Here is a 12,769-nt window from a genome sequence, read left to right as displayed (position 1 = left end):
AATCAATATATCTAAAAGTATGGATATTTCTACATCAATTACAAAGTTTGGTGGCTTTGAAGAGGCTGCTGGATTTCTCCTAGAAGAGGCTTTCAGATATGTCTACCGGGCGGCACATTACGAAATGGCAGAAATATTATTTGGCGAACGTATTTGGTCTGTTAACCCAAAAAGTTTAAGCCAAACTTTTAGTGATGACCCTATGCAAAGCATTCAAACATTAACAGAATATTTGGCAAATAGAGATGATGTTGATAGTTTGCTTGATGAGGATGAAGATATATCAGAACTATCCAAAATATGGGATGAATCGCAGGTAGATGCTCTTAAAGCTGACCAAAAGCTCTCTAAGGATACAAAAATTAATGCGATAGATATTGTCGGGCATATTATTAATTTATCCACATGCTTGGAAGCTGTAGTTAACCGCCACCTTTTCTTGCAACTTGATTCGGGCAAACTGCAAAAGGTGCATTACAACAGCATCGATAGAATCGAACTTGTCCCTAAAATACTATTTTTATTCAAGAAAGAAATCCTTGATTGCCAAATAAATATCACACGCATAAAGCAACTAATAAAACTAAGAAATAAAGCTGTTCATTTCAAACATGACAGTAGAGAGTCGATAGCCCCATCTGTTGAGGAGCTACTTGGGATTTGGGATGAGTTTGGACAGATCATGGCTCTTGTAGATGGTGAGCCAACACAAGAACTAGTCCTTGAATATAAAGATGCAATGATTGAAAAGTGGTTTGAATGATTTTTAGCTACTGGCTCGAAAGTCATCGGGTAAGTCCTCCACTGCCCAACCAAATACCCTGCATAACGCCTTCACCTGCGAAAGGGTCAGCTTGGCCTCGCGGTAGCGACCAGTTTCCCAATTGCTCACCGTTTGCACCGACACATCCACCACCTGCGCCACCTCACGTTGGGTGAGCCCTAGCTCTTCCCGGCGCTTTTTCAGGGGGGACTCATTTGCTTTATTCATTGCGTCAATCTTGGCTAGTCTCGGATAGTCCAGATAGTTTCGATCATTCCTGATACTCAATACTTCAGCCCTAAAATGTCTAGTGGGCGATCGCCTTGAAATACTACACCCTCCACAACATTGCTCAATAGTCTAACCTAGCAGTGAGTTCTTTGAGTCACCAGGGTAGTCAAGCCATCCAAGGATATTTATAAGCCACTTATATAAACCGCGTTGACATTATCCACTGCCGCAACTTAATATTCTAAATGGCAATGTCAGCCAAATAGCTTAGTCAATTGAATTAATTTACAAACTAAATCGATCGTCCCCGATCGCCGTGGATTCAGACCTTGCGTTGGCGATCGCCATGAACCAGCCAGCTAGATCGAGCAATTAGACCTATCAAGCAGATATTACAGGAACTCCCCCATGACCTACAAAGAGCGACTCCATCCCTGGTGTATAGTGCGCCACCGAGTTAATGACCTGCAACCAGAAGTTTTGCATCGCTTTCGTCGCCATAACGATGCTGAACATCATTTGCAAGCCCTGAAGCGGTTGTCGCGGTCTGGCACTTTTGCGATCGTATTTGATGCCAAAGAGAACCTGGGCGCTGAATCTATAGCCACATCAGCTTTGTAGTTTCCCCCCAAGGCAACTAATCAAAAAACAAAGGATTCATGTCTATGCAGTCGATCAATGATCGATAAACCCTCGATCTAGATTGCAATTTCCCATATTCCTCTCAACAAAATAATAATTAACAGCGATCGCCCCTCTGTATAAATAGAAAAGCGATCGCCATGTTTTAGATTATTAACTTTTCCAGCAAGCTGACTAGACTTAGACAAACACCAAATCAGTGACGGTGTTAATCATCTGCTGCTGCACGATCGCCACCAGATCGCCACCGTTGAAGATGCCCTGACCAGTGAGATTATTTACCGTGGTATTCGGCACAAACGTATAGTCGGCCAACATGCCATTCAGCACGATCGTATCCACACCAGAGTTGAAATCGCTGATGTAGGCAAAGTCAGCATCACCATTGCCCAGATAATAAGATCCAAAGCTAGCGCCGAGGATAAACGTATCTGCACCAGCACCACCACCACCAGTGAGGCGATCGAATTCTCCAGTACCAGTGCCGCCACAAGCGCCATCCATTGTGTCGTTGCCTGCCCCACCATTGAGGAAGTCATTGCCCAGGCCACCACCAAGGAAGTCATTACCTAAACCACCATTGACCCGATCGATGCCATCACTGCCGAACAGGCTGTCATCACCACCGTTGCCATTGATTGTGTTGTTATTGGCATCGCCGACGATCGTGTCGGGGTTGGGCGTGCCAAAGGAGGTGTTACCGAACACAACAACGCCAGCAGAGTTTTGCAACTCAAAGGCACCGATGTCGATCCGGCCACCAAAGACGCGATCGAAACCCATACCACGCTGGTCGAAGTCAGGCGGAGCCACAAAGTTAGGATCACCATTGTTGATCGCTAAGCTACAGCCATCACCAAGGGCATGGGTTTGAGTCGGGCCACCATTGTCGGCCAGGGGAGCCAAGCCCGGATCGATCGGGTCCATTGCCGTGCCCACAAAGTCATCATTGGCGTTGGGAATGCCAGCGGGGAAGTCGGCTGCTACATCGCTATTGTCACCAATGATGTTAAAGCCTTCGCTGTTGATCGTGCCGCCAGCAGTATTGTCAATGTCGGGGCCGGTTGGTGCCATGTTCATGGCCACGATCGTATTGTCGATCGTAATAGTTGTAGTTGCATCGTCGATAAAGATGCCACCACCAGCAGTAGTTGCATCGTTAAACGCGATCGTGGCGTGGCTGATTGTTAGGTTGTTATTGGTATCTTCAATAAAGATGCCAGCACCCTCATTGCTTGCGCTGTTGCCACTAATCGTACTGTTGATAATTGTGGCAGTATTACCACTAGCGTCAAAGAAGAGGCCACCACCATCGCCATCCGCTGAGTTACCGCTAATGGTGCTACCAGTAATCGTAAAGATATTACCTGTGAAAATATAAACACCACCAGCATCACCACTGGATGTATTGCCACTAATGGTACTGTCGGTGATGGTTACAACATTCGTGAAGTCTGCATAGAAACCAGCACCATTATTATCAGCAGTATTACCACTAATCTGCGAGTTGGTGATCTCGACCGTATTGTCATTATCGGTCTGCAGCCCACCAGCTTCAGATGCGCTGTTATCGTTGATCTGAGAATTCGTGATCATGACAGTATGGAAGCCTTCGACATAGACCCCACCACCACCACCATCAGCAGCAGTATTACCGCTAATTTGTGAGTCGATAATAGTAAGACTGGGGTTGGCATTCATGCCACTGGCATCATAGCTGTGAATACCACCGCCAGAGTTAACTGCACTATTACCAGTGATTTGCGAACTGGTAATGACAATATCGTTACCATTATTGCCGTGGATACCACCGCCATCACCACCAGCAGTATTATTGCTAATTTCCGTTTCAGTTACCATAATGCTGCCATCATTACGGAGCCGGATACCACCACCCTCGTCATTAGTAGCAGTATTGTCAGAGATAGTGCTGTCAGTAATGGTAATGGTGTTACCATCGCGGCCACCAATTGCACCACCATCATCATCGGCAATATTACTGTTGATTGTCGAACCAGTTACGGTGAGATTGCTATTATCACGAAACCGGATACCACCACCATCAGCATTAGTAGCGGTATTTGTAGAAATAGTACTGTTAGTAATATTAATGGTATTGCCATCACGACCACCAATCCCACCACCATTGTTAGCAGCAGTATTGCCGACGATCATGCTATCGGTTACATTCAACGTAGCATTATCAACCAATCGCACGCCGCCCCCACGAGTGCCTGCATCACCACCAGTAATCGTCAAGCCAATAAAGTTAACCGTGGCATCGCCATTGCGCACATCAAATACGCGATCGCCGGCCAAACCACTGGCATCGATCGTGGCATTGCCAACCCCTGTACTCTGAATCGTAATGTTGGTGTTAGCCAGCACCAGATCATTAATATCCAGATCGCCCATAGCGGCTGAGTTATCACCAGCGCCTAGGGTTAGAGTATAAGTCAGTCCACCAATTACATTAATCGTATCGACCGCATCGGCATTGGTATTCGCTTCGATGATCGCTTCGCGCAAACTATCACCAGCGCCAAGACCAAGGCCGCCATCATTTTCGTCTAGCGTCGTTGTAACATTAATTACCGCCATTTAGTTCAAACTCCTCACGATCTAATAAGAGCAAATAGTCAAAAACAATACAATAGTAAGCTTAAAAAACATAAATCGGCACATTTTGATGTCAATCTTAAACTTAAAAGTACATAATCGTTACTAATTAAGCGATCTAGCCGAACTCAGCGAAACTAATTTTGACTCGATCGGGCTTAAATTAAGAGATTGCTGACTCCACCAGAATCAACAGCAGTTGCTCTAAATTAAGCAGCGATCGCCTGATCTGCTCAAATGCCGCTTCTGTGCTAATTGGTTGGAAAGTAAGCAAATCGATCGGCCTAACCTGCTGCCATAGTTCGATTAATTCTTCGCCCCGCCGAGGTTGTGACCACAGCATCCTGAGTAGGATTGTGTCTTGGGGCAAAAGCTGGAGCGGCTGGGTGCTGGTTAAATTGAAATGATCGGTGATCGCTAAGGGGCTGAGATTGGCGATCGCTGTCTGTATTTGTGTAGCTAGTTCCTGGGTTTTGAGCTGGGGATTGAGATGCACGATCGCGCTTTGCCAGGTTTGTTGATCCCACTCGGCCAATGGCTGAGACAGGCTAGGGGATTTGATTGTTTCAAGCTGCTGAGGCAAGCTACACCAGCAATCCAGCCAGGGATGTACTGGGTTTAATAATTCATAGATGTGCAAAAGCTCAGCGGCGCTAGCCTTGGTTATTTTTTGTTGAATTAGCGCCGGGATGCCCTGACCAGTGCGAAACAAATTGCTCAGTTGCCATTGGTGCCAATTAGTCATTTGATTGAAGGTCAAACCCGCCGCCTCAATCAAGCCAAACAGATCTGGGATTGTAAAACCGCGATCGCCAGGGATGAGAAAATTAGCCCGCACCAACTCCGGATCGGTTAGCTGGGCGGCAGATAACGTAGTATCGCGTAAGCCGATCGTGGGATACATGGATTGGAGCAACTCAGCCATGACCTCGGCCTCGGCGATGCCCGGTGCATCGTCTTCAATCAGGCCAATATAGCTAGCTAATTCCTGACCCCGCAAAAAATTAGCCCGATCATAAAAGCTCGGTAACTTGAGATGAATAATGCCTTGCTCCGCCAGAACCAACCCGATCGCCTGGAGTGCTGTTGTTAGATTGGCTTCTAAATAAAAACTTTCGCCGCAATTAATAAAATCAAACTTCAACCCCAGTTCTGGCAGGTTTTCGATCGCCATCACCTGAAAATCAATCACGTTCCCATACTTTAATTTCAAACCGGACGATCGCTGTTGGGCAAGGGTGATTAATTCAGAGCGTTGGTCGATCGCCACAATCCGAGCGCCAGGATTAGCCTGCGCCAACATCACCGTAGAACTACCATCACCACAACCAACATCCAGAATTAATTTGTGCTGAGGCATAATCATCCGGCGATCCCTAACATAATTGGCGATCGTCAGGGATTGCTGGCAGCGGGCATTAATTGTGGTTGTTTGCATGGGGCGATCGGCTAGGACAAGTTAAAGTTATTTACTGGTTGTCTGTTGTTGAGACTTGATTCTATGACTAAATAGCATTTCATATGCAGGACTACCATTTAATTGATTTAATTAACTAAATATACGAATCTGATTAGATTCAAATTAGATTCAAAATAGCAAGATATTTCAATTTTCAAAGATCCAGTAATATTTGTTTCAGTTACTCTAGTTACTCCAGTTCCACCAGATATTAATAAGGGGAAGCCCCTACATGCAATCATCATCTCCTGCTCAGACTTATATAGACTATCTGCATCGAGTTTGTCCATTGTTGAATCCTGAGACGATCGCCAAGGCTGAACAAATCGCCAGCCAAACAGATTGGGATGAACCAGTAACTGGGTTGGAGCTAAACAATTGCGCAGTGGTGGCATTGATCGAGGCGGAGCAATGTGAGCAGGTTGGCGATCGGCAATTTTTTATTGAAATGGCGCTTACAGCCTTGAATGAAGGGATTGCCCTCGATGGTTATCCCCTTTGCAGCATTCATCTATCCCTGTTGCATACCAGTCTGGGGGTTGGTCGCAATGCCACCAATAACTTTGCCATGTACACACTGTTGAATCAATTACAGGATATTTATAACCCTGGCCTGGAGCTGCCTCCGGCTCTGGTATATTTACCGATCGATCGCCCTGGATCGGTTGCAGCCAGCCAGATCAAGACCGCGTTGCAGGTTGAAACTGGCCATGACCAGGCTTTGATTATGTTTGCGGAAGCAATCTGGCGATCGCCGCTGGTGTTTTATTCGCCCTATGGTCTAAGGTTGCTGCGATTGGCTCAGCAATTGACTCCCGCCGCTGCCCATCTCAATTTGCAGTTGGGTATCTCTAGCATGGTTAACAATCAATTAGAGGGACTCTATGCTCTGCATCGTGCCCAAGCATTAGCGCCTGATTTTGCCGCCGCGATCCAAACTCTATATTTGGCTTATCTGGGGATGCAGCAGTTAGACAAGGCGAAATATTGGCTAGCCAAGGGACAGCAGTTTTATCAGGCCAACCCCAAGGCCCGCCAATGGCAATGGGCAAGTTTACCGATCGATAGTACCTATACCTATGCGGCGATCGCCTCGGATTTGGTGATGGCGATCGAACCAAGTTTTAAAAGCATCGTCACGATGGTGCTGTTGGCGCAGGGGCGATGGTTTGAGCAGGAAATGGAATTCTGGCAAGAATGGCTGAAACCAGGCATGGTGGTGATCGATGTGGGTGCTAATGCGGGGATTTATACCTTTGTGGCGGCGCAGCAGGTGGGTGCATCTGGAAAGGTCTTGGCAGTGGAGCCCTTTGCCGATTGCATTGCCTACATGCAAGAAACCTGCCGCCTTAATCAACTGGAATGGGTCACCGTATGTGCTGGGGCGGCGAGCGATCGCAATGGCACGATTAAGTTTATGACTCAAAATGCCAGTGAGTTGAACATGGTGATCACCGAGGAACAGAGCAATTTAGAGGGTGGCGGCAATTACGATCAAGTTGATTGCTTTACGCTTGATCATCTGGTGGAGCAGGAAGGGCTAACAAGAGTAGATTTTTTGAAGGTGGATGCGGAAGGCCATGAAATGCAGGTGTTCCAGGGTAGCGATCGCCTCTTAAAGGAATTTGCACCGATTATTTTGTATGAAAATATTGCTGGTGCGAGTGGTGCTAATCTACCAGTGGCTAATTATTTACGAGCGCAAGGTTATCAACTTTTTTACTATCAACCCTTTGCGATGCAATTAATCCCTTTGGGCGATCGCACCGACTTGGCGGAGTTCTTGAATGTGATTGCTCTGCCGGCAAAAATGATCGCTTAGAAATGATCACTTAGAGCAGTATTGCTTTTGTTGGAGTTGGTCAGCAGCTATTAGCGAGATCATTAAGTATGCAAGCGTAAGCATGGAAATATAGACATGGGATTAGTTCTCAGGCTTAGTCAATAGCAACTTGTAATGACGAGTGAAGCGGCTATTTCCCCGAATAAACCGATCGGGTGAATATCTATGGTCGCTTTTTTGATGTAATGGGGCTTGTGCGCATTTTGCCCAGCCAACTTTAATTAAATAAATCGTATTACCAATTGGGATTGATGCCCCAGAGAATCTGAGATTAGAACTAGGCTCAATCCATGCTGTATGTCAATTTAGGATCAGTAGCCTTACGCAACCAGTTAAACTATCCTTAACGTTTTAAGTTCATCCGTAAATCCGTAAATAAATAAGTGTAAGTAAGTTAAGCAAACCGCCATGCCCCCAAATCTTGGTATTACCGAGCCAGCACCATTGTCCCTTGTGGCATTGTTGTTGAATTTGCTATTGGGGACTGTTTTGGCGATCGGCTTGTCCTGGCACTACACCCGGTTTGGCCGCACCAAATCCAATCGGGCGGAGTTGGCGCAGGTTTTTCCATTGATTGTACTCACTACAATCCTGGTGATCTCTGTCGTAAAATCCTCGCTGGCGCTATCGTTGGGATTAGTAGGGGCTTTGTCGATCGTGCGGTTTCGCACCCCAATCAAAGAGCCGGAGGAGCTGAGTTACTTATTCATGGCGATCGCCATTGGCCTGGGTTTGGGAGCCGACCAGCGCCTTCCCACTCTGACTGCCTATGTGTTGATTTTGACGGTGTTAGCAACAATGCGGCGATTGCCCAGTCCCTATCGCCATGCCAAGCATAATCTTTATTTGAATATCGAAGTGCCACAAAAGCTAACTGCGAATGGCTCAGGTAATGGCGTAAAACATGATTCTCAACTTCGCACCAATCCTGACAGGTCGATCGAGTCGGTTGGCGATCATTCCAGTGACCTAAGCACAGGTGGCACAGATGACACAGATATAGCGGGCACAGCGTCTGAACCTACTGAATCTATTGAATCTCCTGAATCTATTGACAGCGCGATCCAAACTGCTAACAATAAATCATTGCCGAATAGATCGCCACAGCATTCCACCAATCAAACCCTGGCGCAAATCCATGAAATCCTCTCGCTACATACCTATCTGGCTGATATGCGTCGTTTGGATGCGAGCGAAGATTATTTGCAAGCCACCTATTACATCAACTGCCGTGATAGTAAGGTACTCATTGCGCTGATCGATAATTTACAACAAACCTTGCCCCAGGCTACGATCTCCTGTGTGGAACAGCGAGGTATCCCTGAGGTATGAGGTTAGTTAGGTTAATTAGTATTGATGAGTTAAGTATTTATGCTAATTCATAAGGGCGATCGAGACTTAGAACCAAGTTCCGGATTGCAAGGCAGCCAAGCTGAGCAAAATGCAGGGTTAACGAAAAATGCTAATCCTGGTGAATCGGCAAATCCAGTAATTAATGGCTCTAGTTTAACTAGTTCTGGATCGCCGCGATCGAAACGTGGCCGCTTTAGATCTAGACTAACCACCCTGGGACTCACCACTTTGATTATTGCTGGCTCCTTTGGTGCTGGTTATATGTTCCATAAGCATGAAGCGCACAAGTTCTTGCTGGCGAATCTGGGCAACTTTAACCCATCCTCGATCGGCAGGTATTTAGAAGCCCTACTCCGTGCGCCGGATCTGCCCACCGTGCAGGTGGATATGAAATTCAAGCATTATAAAGACCTGGCACGCACCAGAGAAACGGCGCTCCAACGGGGGCGAATTCTGGCCGAAGATAAATATTTTGTGTCAGCCAAGCTTCGCTATGATGGGCAGGTGATTCCGGTCAAAATGCGCTTTAAAGGCAATGGCATCGATCACCTGGATAGTGAGAAATGGTCATTTCGGGTACATGTCAAAGACGACAAGCATTTTCTGGGAATGCGGCGTTTTTCGCTCCACAGCCCCAAGACTCGCAACTATCTATATGAATGGGTATGGTTGGAAAACCTGCGACGGGAGGGAGTGCTAGCCCCTCGCTATCAATTTATTGACCTTAACTTTAATGGTTCGCCCAAGGGGGTATATGCGATCGAAGAGCATTTCTCAGTTGAGCTATATGAATCACAACAACGGCGCGAAGGGATCGTGATTACGGGGAATGATGCGTTTGAGGTGAGCCGAGCCAAACGGGTCGATCGTGATCCAGAATTATCCCAGCAGCGGGATCAGGCGATCGCCATGCTCAAAGCTTTCCAGGAAGGTCAATTAGCTGCTTCAGAAGTATTTGATGTGGAGTTGATGGCTAAATTTTTGGCGATCGTGGAACTCTGGCGGGCTTATCACACCCTCACAGATTGGAACACCCATTTTTATTACAACCCAATCACTGCCAAGCTAGAACCGATTGGCCGCGATGGTTATCACTACGACAATGTTTATAACTGGGGGATGCAGGGGATGGATATTTTTTCCGATGATATCCGTGGTAGTGGTAGTCGCTGGCGTAATCAAAACTGGACTAGCCAGGTGTTGCAAGATCCAATTATCTCCGAAGCCTATGTGCGCGAGCTAGAGCGGATCAGTCAGCCGGAATACCTTGAGCAAGTACGATCGCCCCTGCAAAAACAGTTTAAGGAATTGCAATTGGTCTTATATAAAGACCCCGACATCGATCCACAGAAAAATACGCTTCTGGAGCAGGTCTGGCAGACCGCGATCGATCGGCAGGAGGCAATCCGGCAGAGCTTGAGTGAAACCAATGCCCTCTCTGCTTTTGTGAAGGTGGTTAAGCTGGGTGAAGCTAATCAAGACCGACGATCGTACCTGCAAATTGAAGTAAACAATCGCCTGGTGCAGCCAGTGGAAGTGCTGGGGTTTAAGCTAAATGAAGACCAGAATTTTTATCCCGCGATCGAAACCTGGCAGGATACCGCCGCAGGCTATACCTATTATCGCCCCGGTGATGCAACCGTAGTTTTACGTCCAGCCGAACATAGCCAGGTGGGTCGATCGCCTTTGAATGCTGATCTGCAGGAAAAAACTGTGTTCCTGATTCCGCTGCCCCCTGGATTCCAACAGAATCAACTGGGTGAGCTGCCAGAGATCCGGATTGCCTATCGCTTTTTGGGGCTGGAACGGGCGATCGAAACCACGGTCTATGAATATCCGCAAACTGCTATGCCGTCGCTGACTGCCGCGCTGGCACAACATCCATTTTTGGAACAGGGCGATCGGCCAGATACTTTAATTGTCAAACCAGGCCAGTGGGACGTAGTGGGTGATCTGGTAATGCCCAGGGGGATGAACTTGCAAATTAATCCTGGGACAACGCTACGGTTTGAACCAGAGGCGGTGTTATTAGCAGATGCTGGGATGCAATTGCTGGGCACGGAGCAAGCACCAATTAGATTAATGGCTCAGGCTGAACAATGGGCAGGAGTTGCCACGATCGCACTGGGTAGCAATGCTAGCAGTAACGATAAGAGGAATAGTCAGGAGGCGAGCCAATCAAACTGGCAACATGTGATCGTTGAGCAAACCAACGGCATCTCGCGGGCAGGGGGATTATTAGAAAGTTCCATCACCTTCCATAACAGCGTGGTAAAAATCCAAAATCTTCAGCTTGTTGATAGCAGTGCTGATAATGCTTTACGGTTTTCCAATAGTGAATTTGAGGTCAGCGCTAGCCAGTTTATTAATTTAGCTGGTGATGGGATCGATGCTGAATTTAGTAGCGGTGCGGTTAGCAACAGCGAGTTTACGAATATTCAGGCGGATGCGATCGATGCGGAAGGAACTGATCTGGCGGTGATTAATAGTCAATTTAGTCAGATTGAGGATAAGGCGATCTCGGCAGGACAGGGCAGTAAGGTTAGTTTGCAGGATTTAGAGATTAAAGATGTGGGGATTGGAATCGCCAGTCTCGATCGGGCGGCGGTGCAAATAGTCAACGTGGCGATCGAAAATGCTAAACAGGCTGGATTGATTGCCTATCAAGCCCGCAGTGAATGGGGTAGTGCTAATATGACGGCGCGGCAAGTTCGGTTTGCGGATACCAGAACTAAAACGCTGATTGAGGCAGGGAGTTGGATTGAACTGGATGGCGATCGCCTCGATGGGATCGGTTCTGAAGAATTCTGGGCGCAGATCGATCAAGCTGAGTTAGAAGTTGATTAGAGAGCTAAGGTAATCAGTTGACAGGATAATAATCAATTAAGGTTTTAACCTAAAGGGTTATATCTCTGGTGCAGATGTGAGGCAAGAAGTTTGTTTGCGAGTAGGCTAATTAAGGCGATCCAGTCATTTAAATTTGTTGATCTACTTGAGTCAGATCGAGCAAAACGATCGACTTTGCCTTCTACTTCCCTTGGCTTAACAGAATTGCAAAAGTCTGCCCAGGCTGAGTTAAAAAATAGCCGCTATGAGATCAAAATTGTCGGCGATCGATTGATGCTGCCCCAGTTACGTGCCTGGTTGAGAGTGCATCCGGCGGCCTTTCGCCCTGCCTTCCCCGATCGCCAGGTGAATAATGTTTATTTCGATACGCCCCATTTACATAGCTATATGGAAAATGTGTCGGGGGTGAGTGAGCGGCGCAAGTTGCGGTTGCGGTGGTATGGCGATCGTTATGACCAAATTCAAGGCAGGCTGGAGCTAAAGGGCAAGTTTAATAATCTGGGCTGGAAGCGATCGCAAAAAATAAATATGCCCCTGGATCTAACCAAAACTACCTGGCGTGACCTGGTTAAAACCATGCGATCGCAACTGGAGCCAGAGTTTGGCCTGTATCTGGATAGCTCTGGCTGGGCAGTGATGCTGAATGCCTATCACCGGGAATATTATGTTTCGTTTAGCCAGCAGGTCAGAATTACGATCGATAATTCGATTAAGGTGTTCGATCAGCGGCTTTCGCCTTTGCCAAATTTAACCAAACCCCATCCCCCTTCAAATTTAGTAATTATTGAGATCAAAGCTTCGCGGGATTGCTACGATCTAATCTCAGGAATTGCGGGTAGTTTTCCACTGCGGGTGACTAAGCATTCTAAGTACAGTTCGGCAATGGAGGAATTGTTGCGGTGATTTTTGGTATTAAAGCGATCGCCTGGCCAAAAAAGTTAATGGAGTTGGCGATCGTGTCCCCGATTCCCGTCGCCGCCTGATTAAATTTGTTAGTGAATTGAGAACCGAA

9 protein-coding genes are annotated in these 12,769 nt (G+C 46.9%); 6 read left to right on the top strand and 3 right to left on the bottom strand.

The window, feature by feature from the left end; translation table 11 throughout:
* The first annotated feature begins 19 nt into the window (after positions 1-19).
* Entirely contained in the window at positions 20-763 is a 744-nt protein-coding gene (locus PSE7367_RS16750; RefSeq protein ID WP_015166532.1) for a hypothetical protein, read from the top strand.
* 3 nt (positions 764-766) lie between these two features.
* Here PSE7367_RS16750 and PSE7367_RS16745 read toward each other — a convergent pair whose 3' ends face one another.
* Positions 767-991: a helix-turn-helix transcriptional regulator gene (locus tag PSE7367_RS16745; RefSeq protein WP_015166531.1), complete on the bottom strand. Its 225-nt coding sequence runs from the start codon at positions 989-991 to the stop codon at positions 767-769.
* 411 nt (positions 992-1,402) lie between these two features.
* Between PSE7367_RS16745 and PSE7367_RS16740 the strand changes: the two genes are divergently transcribed.
* Positions 1,403-1,615: a hypothetical protein gene (locus PSE7367_RS16740; RefSeq protein ID WP_015166530.1), complete on the top strand. Its 213-nt coding sequence runs from the start codon at positions 1,403-1,405 to the stop codon at positions 1,613-1,615.
* Positions 1,616-1,816: 201 nt separating this feature from the next.
* On the opposite strand, the gene PSE7367_RS16735 is transcribed toward PSE7367_RS16740, so the two are convergent.
* Together PSE7367_RS16735 and PSE7367_RS16730 are read right to left on the bottom strand one after the other, a co-directional pair.
* Entirely contained in the window at positions 1,817-4,237 is a 2,421-nt protein-coding gene (locus PSE7367_RS16735; RefSeq protein ID WP_015166529.1) for a right-handed parallel beta-helix repeat-containing protein, read from the bottom strand.
* 181 nt (positions 4,238-4,418) lie between these two features.
* Complete coding sequence (locus PSE7367_RS16730; RefSeq protein WP_015166528.1) at positions 4,419-5,693, bottom strand: class I SAM-dependent methyltransferase; 1,275 nt, start codon at positions 5,691-5,693, stop codon at positions 4,419-4,421.
* A gap of 253 nt (positions 5,694-5,946) precedes the next feature.
* Between PSE7367_RS16730 and PSE7367_RS16725 the strand changes: the two genes are divergently transcribed.
* The 4 genes from PSE7367_RS16725 to PSE7367_RS16710 all read left to right on the top strand — a co-directional run bounded on the left by PSE7367_RS16725 (position 5,947) and on the right by PSE7367_RS16710 (position 12,660).
* The gene (locus PSE7367_RS16725; protein ID WP_015166527.1) at positions 5,947-7,536 is read left to right on the top strand and encodes an FkbM family methyltransferase; all 1,590 of its coding nucleotides are present in this window, start codon (positions 5,947-5,949) and stop codon (positions 7,534-7,536) included.
* Positions 7,537-7,965: 429 nt separating this feature from the next.
* Positions 7,966-8,889: a DUF4956 domain-containing protein gene (locus PSE7367_RS20695; protein ID WP_015166526.1), complete on the top strand. Its 924-nt coding sequence runs from the start codon at positions 7,966-7,968 to the stop codon at positions 8,887-8,889.
* Between the two features lie 39 nt (positions 8,890-8,928).
* Positions 8,929-11,757 carry a CotH kinase family protein gene (locus PSE7367_RS16715; protein ID WP_015166525.1) on the top strand — a complete coding sequence of 943 codons (2,829 nt, stop codon included), beginning with the start codon at positions 8,929-8,931 and terminating at the stop codon, positions 11,755-11,757.
* A 90-nt stretch (positions 11,758-11,847) separates the two neighbouring features.
* Positions 11,848-12,660 (top strand): polyphosphate polymerase domain-containing protein, encoded by an 813-nt coding sequence (locus tag PSE7367_RS16710; protein ID WP_015166524.1) that lies wholly within the window; start codon positions 11,848-11,850, stop codon positions 12,658-12,660.
* Positions 12,661-12,769 lie beyond the last annotated feature (109 nt).

Source organism: Pseudanabaena sp. PCC 7367 (assembly GCF_000317065.1).
GTDB lineage: Bacteria > Cyanobacteriota > Cyanobacteriia > Pseudanabaenales > Pseudanabaenaceae > Thalassoporum > Thalassoporum mexicanum.
The sequence above is the reverse complement of the archived record's forward strand: the minus strand, read 5'-3'. Positions and strand labels throughout refer to the sequence as shown.